18 protein-coding genes are annotated in these 21269 nt (G+C 41.2%); 7 read left to right on the forward strand and 11 right to left on the reverse strand.

Annotated features, from left to right (window positions below; translation table 11 throughout):
- Nucleotides 1–44: 44 nt before the first annotated feature.
- Nucleotides 45–1208: an Obg family GTPase CgtA gene (cgtA, locus tag Q0779_RS05885; RefSeq protein WP_298770489.1), complete on the forward strand. Its 1164-nt coding sequence runs from the start codon at nucleotides 45–47 to the stop codon at nucleotides 1206–1208.
- Nucleotides 1209–1366: 158 nt separating this feature from the next.
- On the forward strand, nucleotides 1367–2221 hold the full coding sequence (locus tag Q0779_RS05890) for a GyrI-like domain-containing protein (RefSeq protein ID WP_298770491.1): 855 nt from the start codon (nucleotides 1367–1369) through the stop codon (nucleotides 2219–2221).
- A gap of 13 nt (nucleotides 2222–2234) precedes the next feature.
- On the opposite strand, the gene Q0779_RS05895 is transcribed toward Q0779_RS05890, so the two are convergent.
- Nucleotides 2235–2819, reverse strand: a complete 585-nt coding sequence (locus Q0779_RS05895; protein ID WP_298770493.1) for a TetR/AcrR family transcriptional regulator — start codon at nucleotides 2817–2819, stop codon at nucleotides 2235–2237.
- An 8-nt stretch (nucleotides 2820–2827) separates the two neighbouring features.
- Entirely contained in the window at nucleotides 2828–4249 is a 1422-nt protein-coding gene (locus Q0779_RS05900) for a coniferyl aldehyde dehydrogenase (RefSeq protein WP_298770495.1), read from the reverse strand.
- Between the two features lie 377 nt (nucleotides 4250–4626).
- Between Q0779_RS05900 and Q0779_RS05905 the strand changes: the two genes are divergently transcribed.
- Nucleotides 4627–5085, forward strand: a complete 459-nt coding sequence (locus Q0779_RS05905) for a universal stress protein (RefSeq protein ID WP_298770497.1) — start codon at nucleotides 4627–4629, stop codon at nucleotides 5083–5085.
- Between the two features lie 73 nt (nucleotides 5086–5158).
- Here the strand turns inward: Q0779_RS05905 and Q0779_RS05910 are convergent, their stop codons facing one another.
- Both Q0779_RS05910 and Q0779_RS05915 read right to left on the reverse strand, forming a co-directional pair.
- Complete coding sequence (locus Q0779_RS05910) at nucleotides 5159–5479, reverse strand: DUF2956 domain-containing protein (RefSeq protein WP_298770499.1); 321 nt, start codon at nucleotides 5477–5479, stop codon at nucleotides 5159–5161.
- Between the two features lie 228 nt (nucleotides 5480–5707).
- Nucleotides 5708–6049: a hypothetical protein gene (locus Q0779_RS05915; RefSeq protein ID WP_298770501.1), complete on the reverse strand. Its 342-nt coding sequence runs from the start codon at nucleotides 6047–6049 to the stop codon at nucleotides 5708–5710.
- Nucleotides 6050–6425: 376 nt separating this feature from the next.
- Between Q0779_RS05915 and Q0779_RS05920 the strand changes: the two genes are divergently transcribed.
- On the forward strand, nucleotides 6426–7691 hold the full coding sequence (locus Q0779_RS05920) for a hypothetical protein (RefSeq protein WP_298770503.1): 1266 nt from the start codon (nucleotides 6426–6428) through the stop codon (nucleotides 7689–7691).
- 73 nt (nucleotides 7692–7764) lie between these two features.
- Here Q0779_RS05920 and Q0779_RS05925 read toward each other — a convergent pair whose 3' ends face one another.
- From Q0779_RS05925 to Q0779_RS05935, 3 genes are all read right to left on the reverse strand, one after another.
- Nucleotides 7765–9363: an AMP-binding protein gene (locus Q0779_RS05925; RefSeq protein WP_298770504.1), complete on the reverse strand. Its 1599-nt coding sequence runs from the start codon at nucleotides 9361–9363 to the stop codon at nucleotides 7765–7767.
- A 208-nt stretch (nucleotides 9364–9571) separates the two neighbouring features.
- Entirely contained in the window at nucleotides 9572–10948 is a 1377-nt protein-coding gene (gene ccoG / locus Q0779_RS05930) for a cytochrome c oxidase accessory protein CcoG (protein WP_298770596.1), read from the reverse strand.
- A gap of 252 nt (nucleotides 10949–11200) precedes the next feature.
- Nucleotides 11201–12649 (reverse strand): sigma 54-interacting transcriptional regulator, encoded by a 1449-nt coding sequence (locus Q0779_RS05935; RefSeq protein WP_298770506.1) that lies wholly within the window; start codon nucleotides 12647–12649, stop codon nucleotides 11201–11203.
- Nucleotides 12650–12960: 311 nt separating this feature from the next.
- On the opposite strand from Q0779_RS05935, the gene Q0779_RS05940 reads away from it, so the two are divergent.
- From Q0779_RS05940 to ung, 3 genes are all read left to right on the forward strand, one after another.
- Nucleotides 12961–15558, forward strand: a complete 2598-nt coding sequence (locus Q0779_RS05940) for a TonB-dependent receptor (protein WP_298770508.1) — start codon at nucleotides 12961–12963, stop codon at nucleotides 15556–15558.
- Between the two features lie 281 nt (nucleotides 15559–15839).
- Nucleotides 15840–16454, forward strand: coding sequence for a LysE family translocator (locus Q0779_RS05945; RefSeq protein WP_298770510.1), 615 nt, complete (start codon nucleotides 15840–15842; stop codon nucleotides 16452–16454).
- 21 nt (nucleotides 16455–16475) lie between these two features.
- A complete protein-coding gene (gene ung / locus Q0779_RS05950) occupies nucleotides 16476–17147 on the forward strand; it encodes a uracil-DNA glycosylase (RefSeq protein ID WP_298770512.1) in 672 nt (223 codons plus the stop codon).
- A 6-nt stretch (nucleotides 17148–17153) separates the two neighbouring features.
- Here ung and pcaF read toward each other — a convergent pair whose 3' ends face one another.
- From pcaF to Q0779_RS05970, 4 genes are read right to left on the reverse strand one after another with little or no spacing between them, the layout of a single operon-like run.
- On the reverse strand, nucleotides 17154–18362 hold the full coding sequence (pcaF, locus tag Q0779_RS05955) for a 3-oxoadipyl-CoA thiolase (protein WP_298770515.1): 1209 nt from the start codon (nucleotides 18360–18362) through the stop codon (nucleotides 17154–17156).
- 12 nt (nucleotides 18363–18374) lie between these two features.
- Nucleotides 18375–19703, reverse strand: a complete 1329-nt coding sequence (locus Q0779_RS05960; protein WP_298770517.1) for an aspartate aminotransferase family protein — start codon at nucleotides 19701–19703, stop codon at nucleotides 18375–18377.
- Between the two features lie 11 nt (nucleotides 19704–19714).
- Complete coding sequence (locus Q0779_RS05965; protein ID WP_298770519.1) at nucleotides 19715–20494, reverse strand: 3-oxoacid CoA-transferase subunit B; 780 nt, start codon at nucleotides 20492–20494, stop codon at nucleotides 19715–19717.
- Nucleotides 20491–21201, reverse strand: coding sequence for a 3-oxoacid CoA-transferase subunit A (locus Q0779_RS05970; protein WP_298770521.1), 711 nt, complete (start codon nucleotides 21199–21201; stop codon nucleotides 20491–20493). Before Q0779_RS05970 ends, Q0779_RS05965 begins: the two co-directional genes overlap by 4 nt.
- Between the last annotated feature and the right edge of the window lie 68 nt (nucleotides 21202–21269).

Below are 21269 nucleotides of genomic sequence, written 5' to 3' on the forward strand. Positions count from 1 at the left end.
GTAACGAAGTATAATGTTTATATTCTGTTGTGCCAGGAGTGGATATGAAGTTTGTCGATGAAGCCGTGATCCGAGTCGAAGCAGGCGACGGTGGTAGTGGTTGTGTGAGTTTTAGGCGCGAAAAATATGTGCCTGATGGTGGGCCTGATGGTGGAGATGGCGGTGATGGTGGTAGTGTTTACCTTCAGGCGGATGAAAACTTAAACACCCTCATAGATTATCGTTTTGAACGTTTTCACCGTGCAGAGCGTGGTAAAAATGGGCGAGGTCGTGATTGTACAGGTCATGGCGGCAGTGATCTTATATTAAAAGTCCCTGTTGGAACCCGAGCTATCGATGAAGAAACGGAAGAGTCCTTAGGTGATTTGACTCAGCATAATCAAAAAATGCTGGTGGCAAAAGGTGGCTTCCATGGCTTAGGCAATACCCGTTTCAAAAGCAGTACTAATCGTGCGCCTAGACAAAAAACCTTAGGAACGCCAGGTGAAGTGCGCAGTTTACGATTAGAACTGATGTTATTGGCTGATGTTGGATTGTTAGGCATGCCTAATGCGGGCAAGTCGACCTTCATCCGTTCGGTTTCTAAAGCGAAGCCTAAAGTGGCTGATTATCCGTTTACGACATTAGTGCCTAATTTAGGTGTAGTTAATCCACGGCATGGGCAAAGCTTTGTTATTGCTGATATTCCAGGTCTTATTGAAGGCGCTGCTGAAGGTGCTGGATTAGGGATTCGCTTTTTGAAGCATTTAGAGCGCTGCCGAGTATTGTTGCATATTCTTGATGTTGAACCCATTGATGGAAGCTGCCCAGTTGAGTCCGCACGGGCGATTGTCAAAGAACTTGAGAAGCACTCGCCAAAACTTGCAAGCAAGCCGCGTTGGTTGGTGATTAATAAAGCCGATTTAATGCTGGAAGAGGAATTGCAAGAGCGTATTGATCACATTGTTTCTGAACTCGAATGGAAAGGTGAAGTGTTTACCATTTCAGCCTATAACCGTGAAGGAACAGAAGCGCTAAGCCTTAAGCTTGTTGATTTCATTGATGCGCTACCACCTGAAGAAGAGGTGGATGTTGAAGCGGAAGTTGAATTTAAGTGGGATAATTATCATCAAGACAGTCAAGATGCTGAGAATGCGGATTTCGATGATCTCGATGATGATGACTTTGACGATGATGACTATGATGTTGAAGTGATTTATCAGCGATGATGTAATCTTTTAAGCTTAATCACTTCTATCAACAACAAAAACCACTGATCCTTTCAGTGGTTTTTGTTTTATAAGGGTAAATAGCGCAAGAATGGTCAAGAAGTGAAATAGGAAGCGTTTTATGATGTCTTTAAGCGGTCAATAATGAGATGGAATAAATGGATAATCAACAACGGATCAACACAGTGATTGAGTATATTGATCAGCATTTTGATCAAGATATGTCTATTGAAGTATTAAGTCAGCGAGTGCATCTGTCTCAATACCATTTTCATCGTTTGTTTACCGCGATTAATGGCTTACCTTTACATCAATATGTTCGCTGGTTGAAATTAAAAAGGGCGGCGAATCAATTATTGTTCAGTCGAGATAAGTCTATTTTAGACATTGCATTGTGTGCGGGTTTTGAGTCCCATGAAGCCTTTTCTAGAGCCTTTAAAGCTGTGTGTGGTCAAACACCAAGCCAATTTAGAAAAGCGTCAAAATGGCTGTTGTGGGACTGTATGCCGTATGCGATAACGGTTAAGGATAATATGATGATAGAACCAACTATATGCTTTTTTGAGGGCGCTCGTTTGGCCGTGGTTAAACATAGAGGCTGCCCCAGTGCTTTTCCGCAATCAATTGAAAAGTTAGTGAGCTGGGCAAAGCGTAATCAATTAGGTCAGCCTAAGGCGGGTGAGGTGTTTACAATTGCCTATGACGATCCAAAAACCACAAACAGTGAGGCTTTTCGCTGTGATATTGGAAGAGTGATTCAGAATGACAAGGGACTTAGTGCTGATCACGAGGTGACGGAATGTGTTCTACCGAGTGGGCGAGTGGCCATTGCGAAACATTTTGGCTCCCATGATACGATTGAGCAAACAGTATATGCTATGTATCAGCATTGGCTGCCCTCAACAAAGGAAGAGTTAGCCGATCACCCTTGTGTTTTTTGTTACCAAAATTATGTGACTGACGTGCCTGAATCAGCTTTGGAAACGGATATTTATTTCTTTTTGAAAGGGTGATCTTGCTTCCTTGTTAAGCCGCTATTGATTGCCAAAGTATTTCGAAACTGGACTGTCTATAATTGATATCTTGCCATTTTTCAGGATTATCTAAAAAGTAACGAGTGCTGGCTAAATATTGCCCGTGACAACTTTCTTGCATGAGTGTTAACGGATGTTTAGCCAGCAGTTTTGCTTCTTGTCCTTTTCGAATTAAATCGCCAATAAGCTGTAACGTGCTGTTCATTGCATGCTGTTTAATCTCCATTGGGATCACAGCAGATAAAGAATATTGCTGAAAGAAGGCTTGTTTAAGCGGGTTGTCTATTGCCCATTGAATACTGGTGTACCACAGATGCTTGGCATCTTGTTTTAAATCATCTGAATTTTGCTGATTATTGAATATGCTCTTGGCAAAATCTTGTTTTATCGATAGAAACAATTGATTCATTAATTCATCTTTTGACTGGAAGTGATGAAAAAGTGTGCCCGTTGCGACTCCAGCCTGTTTAGCTATTTGTGCTGTGGATGTGCCATAAAAGCCCTGCTTTACAAACAAGACAAGGGCGGTATCCAGTATGGATTGTTTTTTCGTTGCTTTGGGCATAAGTTTGGACATATGAATGGCTAACGTAAAAATATTTTGAGTATGAGAGCGCCTATTTTACCACCATAAGGTGGATGGACGAATTTTCCAGTGTTTAATTTACCGCGACTAAGAACAGTCCTAGCATGGCTGAAAGTAAGAAACCCTTCTTTGCCATGATAATGCCCCATGCCTGAAGGACCTATTCCTCCAAAAGGGGCATCATCAGCGGCGACATGAAAGACGGTTTCATTAATACAAACACCGCCAGAGTGAGTTTGTGTTAATACTTCTTGTTGGGTGGTCTTTTTTAAGCTCATTAAATATAAAGCTAAAGGGCGAGGACGGTCATTAACGTATTCAATGGCCTCATTAAGGCTTTCATAAGGCATAATGGGCAGTAAAGGGCCAAAAATTTCGTCTTGACTAATGTCCATCTCATTGGAGACTCGAGTGATGAGTTGTGTTGGCATTTTTCGAGTATCAGTATCAATCTCTTCGTCATTAGCACTCTCAATATGGGCCCCTTTTGCTTGAGCATCGGTCAGTAATGATTGAAGTCGTTCAAACTGGCGAGTATTCACGATACTGGTATAATCTTTGTTATGTTTAACCTCACCATACATTTGTTTAAATTGCTGCTTATAGGCATCAATGAAGGCTTGTTGCTTATGTTTGGGTACCAATATGTAGTCAGGAGCGACACAAATTTGACCCGCATTAAGACACTTTCCATATATGAGTCGCTCAACAGCCATGTCTATTGGCATATCTTCAGCAATGATGACAGGAGATTTTCCTCCAAGTTCTAAGGTGACTGGAGTGAGGTTTTTGGCCGCTGAGGCCATGACTTTTTGCCCGACAGTGGTTGAACCTGTGTAGAGTAAATGATCAAAAGGTAAGGTTGAAAATGCAGCCGCGGTATCCGCTTCTCCCTGCACGCAAGCTACATGTTGACTGTCAAATACACTGCTTAATACTTTTGTTAGTTGTTCATTTGTTGCTGGGGTAAATTCAGACAATTTAATCATGGCGCGATTGCCTGCTGCAATCGCTGTGATCAATGGACCAATAGAGAGCATCACTGGAAAATTCCAAGGGGAAATAATCCCGATGACTCCCAGTGGTTGATAATGGACGTGAAGCTTAGCTGGCATGAATAACAATCCTGAGTGACGACGGTTCGGTTTCATCCACTTTTTAAGGTTTTTGATGGTGTAGTTGATATTATTAATGCAAGGCAGGATGTCTGCTATCAAACTATCATCGAGTGAGCGATGACCAAAATCAGCGCATAAAGCATCTTGTAAGGCTGTTTTATTATCAAGTAATGCCGCTTTAAGTTTTTTGAGTTGAGCTATTCGTACGGCTAATGATGGCATTGGGCTTTCATTGAAATCACGGCGTTGAGTATCTAATATTTGTTTAAGTGTCACTGCTTTTTCATTGATCACCATATTCATTATCATTCCCTTTTAAATTTGTATGTCGCACACATTGGTATTGTTAAATTGTATATTTCAAACAGCTGACTGATTAGTCAGTTTATATTATGGCAGTTTATTTTTTTTATCTATCCTTTCTTAAACGTGTCTTACTTATTGTTGGAAGCTCTGTGCTTAAAAAGAGAGCTTAGATCACTAGGGAGCACTCCTGCCGTTGCGATGATTAAAATACGTTTAACTTAACGTAATTTAACCACTAAAGATCAACTGATCCGAATGTAAATTTGAAATTTGAATGTTAATTAGGGGGTGAATTAATCATACTTTATGGCTAATATCAAAGATGTGGTAAGCAAATATTAAGTGTTTTTGGGAACCGGATAGGAGAAAAAATAATGCGTACTCGTCAAGTACTATGCCCAACAGATTTTTCGAAAACAGCAGAAAATGCATTAGAATATGCGATAGAACTGGCTAATCTATATCAGGTGGATATTCGTTTGTTGCATGTAATGAGTAGCCCATATGGTAAACATAATTATGGCATTATTGTCGAGACTCCTGAAGAGTTAGAGCATCATTTAGAAGCTTATTCGCTAGAAAAAATGCAAGCTTTGTTAGCTAATATAGAAAATAAGCTCGAAGCAGGATTGTCGGTTAAAACCGTTATTAGAAGCGGTGGAACAGCGCCACAAATACTAGAAGAAGCGGCGGAGCATGATGTAGGAATGATTGTTCTTGCTAGTCACCATGGAGCAAGCACTTTGCATTTTTTACATGCAAATTTGGCTGAAGAATTAGTGCACAAAGCGAAATGTCCTGTTCTGGTGGTAAAGGATGCGACGATGGAATAATGGTTGATCCATTCATACACTGACAGGAGATGAAGGTGCCAGTGAATGAATAAAAAGGGTAATGGCTTTTTGTTTAAGATAAAAAATAGGTGTAGATTAAAAAACCGATCCAACTTAATCCTAATAATAGCCAAGGTAAATACACAAACGGTTTATTAGACGTTGGCTGAATATCATTGGGTGTTTTGTTTATTTCGGTTTTTTTTAAAGATTGTTTACGCTGTTTATCCCGATCGCGTGCTTTGGTTTTTTGCTGTTTTTTATACTCACTGATCCCCTTTTCAATGCCCTGGGCAATCAATTTAGTCTGCTCTTTTGTTTGTCCTGGTTTTTGAGTAGCTTTGGCCATTTTGAGAGCTTGGTTTTTTGTTTCATTCGATACAGAAGATGTCATATAGAGTCGTTTGTCATTTTTATGATAAGGCTGGGTTGTATTTAAAATACAGCAATCAGACCTCCTTGAACAAGTCATAGATGCATTTAGAGTTATTCAGTGAGTGAATACTCAAGGTTTATTAAATGACATGGAAGGCTGTCATCTATGACGAGATGATCAATCAATACTTGCTAAGCTAACGACCTGAGTGACAGTATGTTGAGTTTACCCTGAATAACCCAATGTTTAATCTTTTACGATTTCAATAGGGCCATGATCATCACAGTGGCCATTATGAACATGGTGTAACCTGCCATTGACTAAATAGTCAATATGGTCGCCATGGGGAATGGCTTCATGGCCACAATTGGGGCCATGGACATGGTTACCACAGTCGTGTGTTGGAATACATTGATCTGGATTCGCTTTGGTGACTTCAATGATATGATCATGGTAATGATCTTCATGGGGTTGATGTAACTGTCCACCGTGAACATAACAAATGTGATCTTCGTGGCGAATAGCGGTATGACCGCAATGTGGGCCATGAATATGATCTGGATGGGTGTGACTGTTTGAGCAAGACATAAGACGTTCTCCCTTTATTGGTACGAATAAAGTGTAGGCTAGCTTTTTATAAATTACCGCCGGAATAGACTTAAGCATGCTGAAAAAGAACCTGAGTGATGAAAGTAATCGCAGGCAGAATAATCCCCATTTTTTATTTTAGGTAATATTAACAAAGGGAAGGTTAATAGTGAGTGAATATTCTAAACATTTACTTGCAACATTAATGGTGAATGAATGGGAGGAATGCATTATATTTTGCAGCTTAAATTACGCTATGGATCTTAATTGGATAAAAATAGCAATTTTAATTAACCGTTGCTTTATACTTTATTTTCTCGATATTAAGTTCTGTTGATTGGAGAAATGACAGTATAAAATACCTATTGGAATATTTATGTTTAAATTGTCATTGTTACCATATTCATGGAAGCTGAAAAGTCGCCAAAGTGAGAAAGTTAATTTTAAAAAATACCTAAGTTTGCTGCTGATCCTTATTACTATGATCTCATTTGGTAGTTTGGCACAGACTTGGAGTCAAGTCATTGAAGGGACTTACGGCGGTAAACTCTTAAAAACTAGCCAAGGAGATATGTTAATCACCGGAGAGGCGCGTTTTCCTATTATGTCTGATATGACAATAAGTGAGACTGCACATCCTGTTTATGACTTTGTTTATCATCTCACCCCTACACCTGACATACTTTGGGCTAAATCTTTCAGTGAAAAAAATGATGAACTGGGAGGTATGGTTTCAGGTCAGGTTATTATTGAGAAGAAGAATGGTGAATATGCCTTGCTGGTGGAAGGGCACCATGTGAATGAGCAGCATATGGCCTTTTTTAGCCATTCAGGGGAGCTTCTTTCTTGGCATGCTTTTGCAGCCGATGAACAATTGCGCCATGCCATTGGGACACATGATGGAGGAATATTGGTTGTTGGAGCGACTCAAGCAGGGCAAGGTCTAGTGATTAAAATGAACCATAAAGGTAAAGTAAAGTGGCAGCATGTAATGGATCAGGATGTCACTGTTTTTCATCATGTAGTGGAATTAGCGAGTGGTGATTTTATTCTTGCTGGGCAAAGCGTATTAGAGACTGGTGAAAATACGGCTTCCATTGTTAAGATAAGTGGCAAGAATGAGAAAAACCGAGAAATTTGGGCTGAACATCTATTAGAGAAAGAGTTGGATGACGCTAGAGTGACTGGACTTGCGTTAACTCAAGATGAAGATGTCATTATTTCAGGCCAAATAGGACAAAATAGTAAAAGTTGGATCGCGAACTTTAGTATCGATGAAACTGAAATGCATCAAAACTTCATCTGGTCTCAAGATGAGGAGCAAAATGTTGTTAGTCAAATTAATGATGTGATTGTGACATCTCTAGGTAATATTGTTGCGGTCGGAAAAAGCGATAAGCGTCATATGGCAGGAGTGACTGATTATTGGGTATTAGGGCTGTCTTTAAAGGGAAATCAAAACTGGGCGCATTATTATGGAGGCTTAGGTAATGATGAGGCTTTTTCAGTCATTGAAATGAATAACGATCAACTTGTTATTTCGGGCTATTCATCTGGGTTTGATATAACTGGAACTTGGGTTTTATCTTTAAATGCGCAGGGGGAAATCGACAATTTTACGCCTTCGGTATTACAATATTAATCTGAAAAACGATTGAGTTTCGGTATTGAACATGCTCAGGAGCGCGTTATTTTCCTGAGCATGTTTAATTGCTTCATCTGAGTGAGCGACGCAACACTTTACCTACACTTGATTTAGGTAATACATCAATAAACTCAAATAAAGTTGGGAGTTTATATTGAGAGAGGTTATCTGCACAGTGTTGTTTTAAGCTGACTAAAGTTTCGGGAGTAGGATTGACCGAAGAAGATAAAGTGATAAAAGCTTTGATTTTTTCACCTGAGCGTTCATCATCAACTCCAATCACCGCTGATTCCAAAACAGCGTCATGAAGGGATAAAACATTTTCAATTTCATTGGGGTAGACGTTAAAGCCTGAAACGATGATTACATCTTTTTTTCTATCGACAATTTGAAAAAAGTCATCATCAAGGGCAATGGCAATATCACCGGTTTTGAAGAAACCATTTTGTGTCATGACCCAATTGGTTTCATTTTCTTGTTGCCAATAACCAAGCATAACTTGTGGGCCTGAAACAGCCAATTCACCTGCTTGGCCATGACTTACTTTCTGTTCATCGTCATCTAAAAGAAGGATTTGAGTATTTAACAGAGGCTGGCCTATGGTGCCTATTTTTTCATATCCAGGTGTATTTAATGATATGACGGGTGATGTTTCAGAGAGTCCATAACCTTCACAAATTTGGCAACCAGTGGTTTGATACCAAAGTTTGGCCGCAAATTCAGTGAGAGCCGTTCCTCCTGAAATCGTGAGTTTGAGTTTGCTAAAGTCCAAGGTTTTAAAATCTTCTTGTTGACAAAGTCCCACAAACAAAGTGTTTAGACCTGCAAAACCGGTAAATGGAAATTGTGAGAGTGTTTGTATGAAGTTTGGAAGATCTTTGGGGTTTGGGATGAGGACAGTACAAGCGCCTTTTTCAAAGTAAAGGATGAGATTTACCATAAACGCATAAATATGATAAATAGGCAGTGGAGCAATAAAAATCTCTTCGCCTTCATTTATCCGTGAAGCGAGCCTGTCGTAAACTTGTACTGAATTGGCAATCAAGTTTCCGTGACTTAACATCGCTCCTTTAGACACGCCTGTTGTGCCTCCTGTATATTGTAAAAGCGCTAATTGCTTGAGCGAGCCGCATACTGGCTGTAATAAATGTTTTTTCCCGACCTTAAGCGCATCCATAAAATGAAAATGATTAAAATCACATTGGGGCTGAGCTTGAGGTGCGATGAGATCCAATGGATGGGTGGTGATCACCGCATCAATTGACGTATGATGAAGAATATAATCGAGCTTATCGATATTATCTGAGAGGGTTACTAGAAGCTTGGCTCCTGAATCATTGAATTGGTGTAACATTTCTCTTTGAGTGTAAAGAGGGTTGGTATTCACTAAGACTAAACCAGCGCGAATAGCACCATAGGCAGCGATAACAAATTGAGTAATATTAGGTAGTTGAATGGCTATACGATCGCCTATGTTAAGCTCTGTATATTGTTGTAAATAGGCGGCAAACTGACGTGAATATTGTTCAATATCATTAAAACTGACATCGAGACCTAAACAAGAAAATGCCGTTTTATCACCGAAACGAGAGCAGCTTTCTTCAATTAAATGAATCAATGAAGAATACGAAGCAGCTTGAATTAGGGGGGAAGCGTTAAGCGTTGGCATTTCATTTTTCCCTATTATTTCTACATAGTATTAACATTTAGGTTAAAGTTAAAATAGTCATTAAGTCAATGATAAATTGAGTATTGATACTAAATTAAAGGGGGAGGAGGTGATTGAAATGAGTTCTGCCGATGAGGAAAGCGTGAGATACAATCAGTTTTATGTGAATACGCAGATTAAAGCCAAGTTAACCTGCGTATTGATTAGATTATAATGGGCTAAAAAAATTGGATGATTGAGAAACCCAATTATTCTTGCTGCCTACATCATCCATTTCTCTAATGGTAAAATTAATGGGGCTGCGACTCGCATTTAATCTATCTTGCTTGGCAAGTACAGTAATGGGGTAGTCCAGCTGCTCTCCAGGAAGAATGATAACTTTTGTATTACCCACTAATTGATAGATATGTTCATTATCAATGAATATTTGATATTGGCGGCGTTCTTGCGTTTTATTTCTGATTTTGAGTGTATAACTATTCTCAATTTGGCTGTCTAAGGTTTCACGATACAGGTTTTGTCTATCACGGATCACATTTAATTGGATATTATCTCGGTTGGCTATGTCTAAGCCAATAACAGTGAACATGATTAAACTGGCAATACCATAACCAATAAATTTTAATGAAGTAAAAATAGGTTTAGGGGTGTTTTTTAGGCTATTTTCGCTAATGTAACTAATTAAATTAGGGGCGTAACCAAATTTTTCCATGGTTTGATTACATGCATCAACACATGCGCCGCAATTAATACATTCATATTGGAGCCCATTTCTAATATCGATACCGGTTGGACATACATCCACACATAAATGGCAGTCCACACAGTCGCCTAAATCTGTCACTTGTTTGCGTTTTCTTGGGCCACGAGATTCACCTCTAGTGGCATCGTAAGTCACTGTTTTTGTATTGGCATCAAACATAACAGATTGAAAACGTGAGTATGGGCAGCAATGTAGACACATTTGCTCTCTCATCCAACCAGCATTGAGATAGGTGCAAAGTGCAAAAAACCATACCCAAGTGGTGACCCAAAAACTGCCAGTGAAGGTCAATATTTCAGGATAAAGGGTACGTGCTGGAATAAAGTAAGCGATGAAACTGCAGCCTGTGAGTAAGGCAATAATGCCCCACAAAAGATGCTTTCCAACACGTTTATACACTTTTTTCAAAGACCAAGGGGCTCTATCTAATGTTATTCTTTGATTGCGACTACCTTCCAAACGGGTTTCAACCCAAACAAACATAAATGTCCAAGCGGTTTGTGGGCAAAGAAAGCCACACCAAACTCTGCCCCAAAATACGGTGGCAAAAAATAATAAGAAAGCAGCAGCAATAAAAATCCAAGCTAAAATAGTGAAATCTTGAGGCCATAATGTAGTGCCAAAAAAAATAAATTGTTGCTCACTAATGTTAAATAAAATAGCTTGTCTTCCTTGATAGGAGACAAAGGGAGTGAGCAAAAATAGTAATACTAAGAGACTATTCATCCCCGTTCTAATTCGCTGAAAATAGCCTTTTTGTTCACGTATTTGAATTTTGTTTGATGGCGTCGATACTTGTTTAATGGGGATGCGCTCTCCCATAATGGGATGAGTGCTGATGGTATTATTATTTGGCATGTTACTTCTCTTTGGCATTGCACATTCTTTTTTACAAGTTACAAGCAAGCATTAGGCCAAACTAACTATTTTTATAAGTTATTGTTATAAAAGATTAAATGTTATTTTAGTTGTGTGTTGTGGCACGACATATCACCATTTTGTGATATATCGTGCTATTGTGGATTAATACTGCGTGTGATCACATAAATGCAATGAGAGCGAGATCACAAAAGGTTAATTTGGTCTGCTTATTCCCAATTTTTTCATGCGAGAGCGGAGCGTGCTAGGGGCAAGATCCAGTAATTGAGCCGCACCTGCGGGACCCGAGATCCGCCAATTGACTTGTTGTAACACTTGGATAAGGTATTGTTTCTCCATTTGTGCAAAGGTCAGCAGTTTAGTGTGTAATGTATTGTGACTGTGATTATTGGTGATGGGGGCAATCTGTAATACATCACCTTGAGATAAAATAATTTCTCTTTCGAGTACATTTTGTAGTTCTCGTACATTACCTGGCCAGCGATGAGACATGAGTTGTTGTAGTCCTTTTTGACTCACACCTATGATTTTCTTGCCTAACTTTCTATTTAAATCATGGATCAAATGATTAACGAGCTCTGGAATATCGTCTAACCGATCCCTTAATGGTGGGACTAGAATAGGAAAAACATTGAGCCTGTAGTAAAGATCCATTCTAAACAAGCCTTGTTGTACTCTTTTAAGCAAGTCATGATGACTGGCGGTAATAAGGCGAATATCGACCTGGATTGTTTCACTGCTACCCACTCGTTCAAATTCTTGTTCCTGTATGACTCGTAATAGTTTAGATTGCGCTTCGAGGGAAAGTTCGGCCACTTCATCGAGAAAAAGTGTGCCGTGATTGGCAAGTTCAAAGCGACCTTTTCTGCGGTTAGTGGCGCCTGTAAACGCCCCTTTTTCATGACCAAATAGCTCACTTTCCAGTAAAGTCGCTGAAAATGCGGCGCAATTAACGCTGATGAGTGGTTTATCTGCTCTATGACTAAGCTGGTGGAGGTTGCGAGCGACTAACTCTTTGCCTGTTCCATTTTCACCACTGATCAGCACAGTGCTATCGGTATTGGCAACCAATGCAACTTGCTGTATTAATTCTTGTATTTTCTCACTATGTCCGGAAATGCCGACATCGCCAGTTTTGTTGGCTAACTCGAGTTGTAAGTATTGATTTTCAGATGACAGTTTTTCAGAGAGGGCTTGAACTTGTTTTAATGCTTGTCTTAAAGACTGCTCTGTTTGTTTTTGCATGCTAATATCACGAAATATCGCGACAACACCAATCAGTTGATTGTCTTTATAAACGGGGGTTGAATTATACAGTACCGGAAAACACGTGCCATCTTTACGCCAAAAGACTTCGTGACTGATTTCTCTTTGCATGCCATCTTGTAATGTATTGTAAATTGGACATTCTTCTTGGGGGTAATGACGTCCATCACTGTGACTGTGATGATGGCAATCATGGATGTTTTTTCCTAGTAGTTCTTCGGCTTTCCAACCTGTCATCTTTTCTGCTGCAGGATTGATAAAGACAGCATCTCCATTAAGATCAAAGCCATAGATCCCTTCACTAACCGCATTTAAGATCAACTGATTTTCAGGCAAAAATTCAGTATCTGCAACATTTTTTAAAGTGGAAGAAGCCATAAAGTCTACTCTTTATATCGGTGTGACTCTAGATTATAACGCTAATTTTCAAAAACACGAAATATCGTGGATTTAGCTTTGCCTTTAACATTGTTTGCTAATGTGAATGGTTTATCTTAAATACCGTTACTTTCGGAGTATTTAGGCATCTCTTGTGCATTGTTATTATTTTTTGTTAGATTAATGTTTCGCTTATGTGCTTGCTGTTGAGTGTTTTTTTACATTCTTGGCTCATTTGGGTTCAGTTCACTGCTGGTTTCACTTCGGTGCTTCAGCAGGATCATAACAATAAAAAATGAGAATTTGATGAAATGCATATAATGAATAAGTTTAAGCAAAATACTCTCAGTATCGCCATATCAATTGCCGTTTCAGGTAGTTTAGTGAGTCACAATGTTGTCGCAGAAGATGTGCCTGTTCCCGTCGATGAAAAAGTGGAACGCATTGCGGTGGTGGGATCAAGAGCTGCACCACGATCTATTGCGGACTCTCCAGTACCTATTGATATTATTGGTAGCGATGAAATTAATCGCTCTGCCAGTACAGACATGTTAGAAATCTTAAAAGGCTCTGTGCCTTCGTTGAATGTGCACGCCAACCCCATCAGTGATACCGCAAGTTTAGTTCGCCCAGCAAATTTAAGGGGATTGTCTGCGGACAGTACGCTTATTTTAGTCAATGGTAAGCGCAGACATCGATCATCAGTGATCACTTTTCAAGGCGGAGGAATTAATGATGGTGCTCACGGCCCCGATATTTCTGTTTTTCCCAGTATTGCGCTTAAGCAGGTAGAAGTACTGCGTGATGGCGCAGCGGCACAATATGGCTCTGATGCGATTGCTGGGGTGATTAACTTCGTGTTAAGGGATGACGCAGAAGGGGGCTCATTAGAGGCTAAAGTGGGAGAATATTATGAAGGGGATGGTACAACGGCTCAGATCCTCGGTAATATTGGGATGCCCTTAACTCAAGATGGGTTTGTCAATTTAAGTTTTTCTTATAAAGATATTGATCCCACTAGTCGAAGTGTCCAAAGGCCAGATGCAGCAGCGTTTGCTAGAGCGGGAGTAGAAGTAGACGACCCAGCTCAAGTATGGGGTTCACCTGAGATCAGTGATGATATCAGTATTTTTGCTAATTTAGGATTAGATTTAGATGCATTTTCACAGGCTTATTTATTTGGTAATTACTCTCAACGCGACGTGAAAGGCGGGTTTTATTATCGTAACCCTAATACACGAGGGGGCGTGTATTCTAACGATGATGGTGCAACCTTATTGGTGGGGGATTTAACGCCAGGTGATGTTGGACAAGTGAATGAAGGGTTAGCAGAGGGTGATGGTATAGGTTGTCCAAGTATTGCAATAACGTCGAACAATATTGCTACTCAGCAAAATTATATTGACGGCGTGGCCAGCGATCCTAATTGTTTCGCCTATACTGAAATGCTGCCGGGTGGCTTTACGCCTAATTTTGGGGGCCATATTGAAGACACGTCTATTGTTGCGGGCACACGAGGAGAGTTTCAAATTCCTTGGATGCAAGGTATAGATTATGACTTTAGTGGTAGTTATGGCAGTAATGAGTCTCGTTATGAGATCTATAATACGGTCAATGCGTCGTTAGGCCCAGATACACCAAGAGATTTCAGCCCTGGAAAATACATTCAATCTGAGTGGAATTTTAATGCCGACTTGGTGAAATATATCGATTTTGGCATGGCGGATGATTTCAATTTTGCCTTTGGTGCAGAATGGCATGATGAAACCTTTGAAATACTCGCAGGTGATGTGGCGTCCTATGAAGCTGGGCCATTAAGTACTCAAGGTTTTAGTGTGGGTTCCAATGGTTTTCCCGGATTTACGCCAGCACAAGCAGGAGAATACACGCGCACAAATTACGCGGGTTATATTGACGTGGGAATGCCCTTTACCGATAACTGGCTGTTAGAAGCGGCGGTGCGCTTCGAGGATTATGACACATTTGGCTCGACGACCAATTATAAGGTGGCGACTAATGTGCATGTGACCGATGATGTTGCACTGCGTGCATCTTATAACACAGGCTTTAGAGCGCCGACTGTGGGGCAGGCCAATGTCAGTACTGTGCAAACCAGTTTTGAGTCGGGAGTATTAGTTGATTCGGCGTTATTACCGCCCACAAATCCCATTGCATTACAGTTGGGCAGTGAAGAATTAAGCCCTGAAAAATCGAGCAGTTATACCTTAGGAGTGGTGTACACCTTAGGGGAAGTTTATATGACGCTAGATTATTATAATATTAGAGTGGATGATAGGATTAGTCAGTCAGCGAAAATTGATTTAACGGATGCGGATAAAGCGGTACTGATTGCCGATGGTGTACCGAATGTTGCAGGCCTGTCTCAGGTTAGTTATTTTACTAATGACTTTGATACTACCACCCAAGGTGTGGATTTTGTGGCTAACTACAGTACTGATCTGCTTTTGGGAGATGCCAGTTTTGCTTTAGTGTATAACTGGAATGAAACGACGGTGGATAGTTATACTGATGTCACGGGAGACTTTAAGGTTTCACGACTTGAAAATGATTTGCCCAATCATAGAGCAACCTTCACTTGGAGCCAAGCTTGGGAATACATAGGCTTATTTACGCGAGTGAATTACTATGGTGAATATCAAGGTGTGCATGTTGATTATGATGCTACGGCAAAAACCGCATCGGATTCAGTTACTGTGGATATGGAGTTGAGTTATTACATTAATGAGGCCTTCACTGTGGCTGTGGGTGCCCAAAATATTTTCGATAAAAAGGCTGAGTTGATTGATTATGATGGGGCCTCTAATGCGTGGGGTGGTGTGTACTATGAAACCTCGCCTTATGGCTTTAATGGTGGTTACTATTACTTGAAGGGTATTTACCGTTTCTAGTTTCTAGGGAAATGCTAGGTGATATTAAACATTGCTAATGAGGGTTTTAATGGCGGTTATTATTACTTGAAGGGTATGTATCGTTTCTAGAAATGTTAGGTGACATTTTAATAATGAAAGCCTTGTTTTTGAACAAGGCTTTTTTATTATCATATGCAGTGAGTTTTATTGTATTGGTTAGCGTTAAGCCTTAATGCTAAAATCCCTCCTCTTTGTTGACTTTGATACTGGACTTTATTGCGTATCAATACTCTCTGTTTGAAAATAGGATAATAAAAAATATGACATTAGCATCCTGGCTCAGTTTATTGGCCATCAGTTTTTTAGGCGCCATGTCGCCAGGGCCGAGTTTAGCCATGGTGGTTCGCCATACGCTTGGCGGCGGGCGGGCTAAAGGCATTATTTGTGCTTGGGCCCATTCTATCGGTATCGGTATTTATGCCTTATTAACCTTATTGGGGTTAGCGGCTTTATTAAAACATGCGCCCTTAGTGTTTAATGGTATTGCGTTGATAGGTGGGCTTTATCTCGCTTGGATAGGCATACAAGCATTACGCTCTAAAGGGGGAATGGCCGATAAACTCGCGGCAGGTGAAAATACATCGGCTCTTGTTGCTGCAAGAGACGGTATTGCGATTTCCTTGTTTAATCCTAAAATTATTTTATTTTTTGTGGCACTGTTCAGTCAATTTGTAATGGGAGCCAGTACTGGTACGGGGCAGTCCTTAATCGTATTAACCCCAATGATTGTGGATGGGCTCTGGTATACGTTTATTGCGTTAGTTCTTTCTCATGGGGCCATTTTACCTAAGTTAAGAGCGAAAGCGGGATTGATTGATAAAATCTCTGGTGTGGTATTGATTTTATTAGCGATCCGAGTTTGGCTTACCCTTTAATTTTTTGTTGAGCACCATAGAATGACCATGAAGCATACCCATTGGCTGAGTTTTTTAGCCGAGCAAGAAACACAAGCTTATTACCAATCAATCACTGATTTTGTGACCAAAGAGCGCGCAGCGGGAAAGGCGATTTACCCACCGCAAAGTGAGGTGCTCAATGCATTGACATTGACGCCATTAAACGAAGTGAAGGTGGTTTTATTGGGCCAAGATCCTTATCATGGACCCAATCAAGCACACGGTTTGTGTTTTTCCGTGAAAGATGGCATTAAAGTGCCACCTTCTTTGGTGAACATTTATAAGGAACTCGCCACCGATCTTGATGGGTTTACTATTCCTCAGCATGGTTGTTTGACACCTTGGGCTAAGCAGGGCGTACTCATGCTCAATACTGTGCTTACCGTGGAGCAAGGCAAAGCTCATTCACATGCGAAAGTGGGGTGGGAAACCTTTACCGACAATATATTGAGGGTACTCAATGAGCAAACCAGACCGATTATTTTTGTATTATGGGGTGGGCATGCCATAAAAAAAGGTAAGCTTATCAATGCTAAGCAGCATATAATCTTATCCGGTCCACATCCTTCCCCTTTATCGGCTTATCGAGGCTTTTTTGGTTGTCGTCATTTTTCAGATATTAATCGCCGTTTGATAGAAGGTGGCCAAACGGCGATTGATTGGCAAATCTAGGTTGGGCTAAGCCACATTTTCAATGATCATGGCAATGCCTTGGCCGACGCCAATACACATAGTGCATAAAGCATATCGTTGCTGATTGCGTATGAGCTGATGCATCGCCGACATCACAATGCGAGTGCCACTCATGCCCAAAGGGTGGCCCAGTGCAATCGCGCCGCCTTGAGGATTAATGCGCGGATCATCCACATTTAATCCCATCTCATTAATGCAGGCTAAGGCTTGGGCGGCAAAGGCTTCATTAAGCTCTATGATATCCATGTCATTCAAGGTTAACCCAAGACGAGAGAGTAATTTTTGACTGGCAGGAACGGGGCCAATGCCCATTAAACTGGGTGTGACACCCACAACTGACATGCCCAGTATTTTGGCTTTTGGCGTGAGGTTTTGAGCACAAAGTGCATTTTCTGAAGCCAAAATCATGGCCGCAGCGCCATCGTTAATGCCTGATGCATTGGCGGCAGTAATACTTCCCTGCGGGTGAACTATGGGAGAGAGTTTGGCCATTTTTTCAAGGCTGGTTAAGCGTAAATGTTCATCGGTATCATAGAGTATCGAATCGCCTTTTTTGGGTTGCAATCTAATGGGTATGATTTCTTCAGTAAAATAGCCCATTTCTTGTGCGCTGGCCGCTTTTAATTGGCTGGCAAAGGCAAAGTGGTCTTGCTGTTCTCGGCTAATATGATATTTTTCGGCAAGATTTTCTGCCGTTTGGGCCATGCTTTGTGTACCAAAACGTGAATCGAATGCCGGATTAATAAATCGCCAGCCCATGGTGGTATCAAAAATGGTTTGATGGCGTTCAAAAGACATATTGGCTTTTGCCATGACATAAGGGGCGCGGGTCATATGCTCAACCCCTCCTGCGATGATGAGCTCGCCCTCATTCGCTTTAATGGCTTGCATACCATAGCCTATGGCATTGAGCCCCGAGCCACATAATCGATTGAGTGTGACTGCAGAAAGGGTTTCTGGAAAATCAGCGAGCAGTGATGCCATGCGGGCAATATTACGGTTATCTTCACCTGCTTGGTTTGCGCAGCCCAATATAATATCGTCCACTTGATTGAGATCCAGTGATGAGTATCTTTCTTTAAGCGCTTTGAGGGGAATGGCCGCTAAATCATCGGCACGAATTGTTGCCAGTGAACCTGCGTAACGGGCGATAGGGGTTCGAATCGCATCACAAATATACACATCCTTGAGCATGTTAGGTCCTTATTAATGAGTTAGTTCTGGGTATTGGTGTTGGATCAAGGCTAAACCTGACGTGATAGTCTCGACTAAATAGCGGATGTCTTTTTCGGTCATGGGGGTTGATAACATGGCCGTGCAGGTGTTGATCATCATAATGCCATTATCAAAGAGGTAACGGAGTAAGGATTTCGTGGCCTGATTTTGTATCGCATTATTGTAAGTTTGACGGTAGTCGGTAGGCGCTTGCGCTTTTAAATGCAGCCTGAGCATAGAGCCTGCCCCCGTTACACAGGCTTTTATGCCTAAATTCTCTATCTCATGGTTGAGCAGCTCTCGTGCTAAACGTCCCAATTGATTGAGCCTATCGACAGCAAGCTTATCAAATAATTTCATCGCGGTGAGCCCTGCCACCATAGTGACGGGATTGGCTGAAAACGTACCTGAATGAGGCAATATAATAGGAGATTGGTTAGGGTTAAGTACTTGCATGATGTCTTTCCGTCCGGCAAAAGCTCCCACAGGAAATCCGCCACCGATCATTTTACCAATGGCGGTTAAATCCGGTTTAATCTGATAGTCGGCTTGAGCACCGGAAAGACTGGTACGAAAAGTAATGACTTCATCAAACAGTAATAAGGTTTGATTGTCGCGGCTCCATTGGTATAAGGCGTGAATAAAGTCAGGGGAGGCGGGCGTTAAGCCTACTCGATGTGAAATAGGATCGATCAAAATGCCTGCAAGTTTTGTTTTATGCTGCGCTAAAATGCTTAATGCCTTATCAATATCATTATAAGGAATGACAATGACATCATCTAATGCGCTTTGTGGTGTCCCTCGTCCTACCGCAACACTATTGGGTTGCTGCGCATTTCCCCAAGTTGCTGGTGAGGCTGTTTGGCTGACTTCAGCATAATCATAATTACCATGATAGGCACCTTCGACTTTGGCAATTTTATTCTTTTGCGTAAAGGCTCGGGCGGTTTTAATCATTGCCATGACGGCTTCCGTCCCTGAATTAACAAAGCGAATTTGCTCAAAGCTTGGGACTCGATTGCACAGTAATTCGGCAAATTCAATTTCTAATTCTGTGGCCAAGGTGAAAGCTGTGCCTTTTTGGACTTGCTTGATGATGGCTTGAGTAACATTAGGCTCTGCATGACCATGAATGAGTGAGGCCATATTATTAGCAAAATCAATGCGTTTTATGCCATTAATGTCGGTGAGGTAACAGCCCTCCCCATGACTGACATAGGTGGGATGAGGCAAATTAAAAATCGTATTTCGACTCACGCCACCGGGAAGGACGTTTTGGGCTCGTTTGAACAATTGTGCGCTTTGATCAATAGAAGACATAATGAAACTCTTTAAACAATAGAGGCAAAGGAGGTCAATGATTGAGAAATAGTCCGTTTGATATGCTTATCCCGTTGGTCAATAAGTCTTGCATCTGTGCGCGCCACAACATAAGCAAAGGTCACATTCGGTGCCAGCTCAATCAGTTCAAATCCTTTGTCAGTGATATCGATAACACAAAGATTAGTATAAATGCGATCAACCACTTGCTGACCCGTTAATGGATAAAGACATTTTTTGAGTAGTTTGGCTTCCTCGTTCTTTGTAGTGTGCTGAGTCATCACAAAAATGGTTTTCACGCCAGCAACGAGATCCATTGCGCCTCCAACGGCGGGAATAGCCCCTTTCTCACCAGTAGACCAATTGGCAAGATCACCTTTTTCAGAGACTTGCATTGCGCCTAATACACATACATCAATGTGCTGACCACGGATCATGGCAAAGCTATCGGCATGGTGGAAATAGGCGGCACCTTTAAGGGCCGTGACAGGTTTTTTACCCGCATTGATTAAATCAAGGCAAATGTCATCATCATTTGGCGTGGGACCCATGCCAAGTAATCCATTTTCGGTATGGTAGATAAATTCCCGTCCTTCAGGCACAAAACGGGCGACGTTTTCAGGCAAACCTATGCCTAAATTCACATAAGCGCCATTGGGAATGTCTTGGGCGACTCGCTGGGCCATTTGCTCTCTTGTCCAGCCGACAATATTGGTTTTTTTGTACACGGCTGATGGGTTATCTTGTGTTTTACAGATTGATTTATCGATTGATTTATTGGTGGTTTTCATGGATAAACATGTCCTTGAGCGACAAGTAATGATTCTTGCTGAGGTTGAGATACAGTGGTGATGTGATTAACAAAAATGCCCGGTGTGATCACAGATTCAGGATCCATTTCACCTGCTTCAACGCAGTGTTGAGTTTGCACTAGCGTGGTTTTGGCTGCCATAGCCATGATGGGAGCGAAATTACGTGCGGTTTTATGGTAGGTGAGGTTACCGTAACGATCAGCGCAACGGGCTTTAATCAGTGCGAAATCGGCTGTGAGTCCTCGCTCCATCACAGTGTCTGTGTTTTCAAAGCGTCGAATCTCTTTACCCTCGCTCAGTGGTGTGCCGACGGATGTGGCTGTATAAAAAGCGGGGATCCCTGCGCCACCTGCGCGAATGCGTTCGGCAAGCGTGCCTTGTGGGACTAATTCAAGTTCAATTTTGTTGGCGCGATACAGTTCAGGAAAAACGGTTGAATTGGCCGTTCGAGGAAAAGAGCAAATCATTTTACGAACTTGTCCATTGGCAATGAGTGCGGCTAAACCAACTTGACCACTACCGGTATTATTATTGATCACGGTAAGTTCTTTTGCGCCATGATCGATCAGCGCGTGAATGAGTTCAATGGGGCTTCCAGCCTCACCAAAACCGCTGATCATGATGCTTGCACCATCAAAAATGGGATTGATCATGTCAGTGATAGAGTGGGAAAATTTATTTATCATGAGTGTTCCTTTAATGATGTGAGAAAAGAATGAGCAGATTGCTCATTGGTTTTTATTCAGTCTTTTTG

This window comes from uncultured Shewanella sp. (assembly GCF_947491715.1).
Classification (GTDB): Bacteria; Pseudomonadota; Gammaproteobacteria; order Enterobacterales; family Shewanellaceae; genus Shewanella.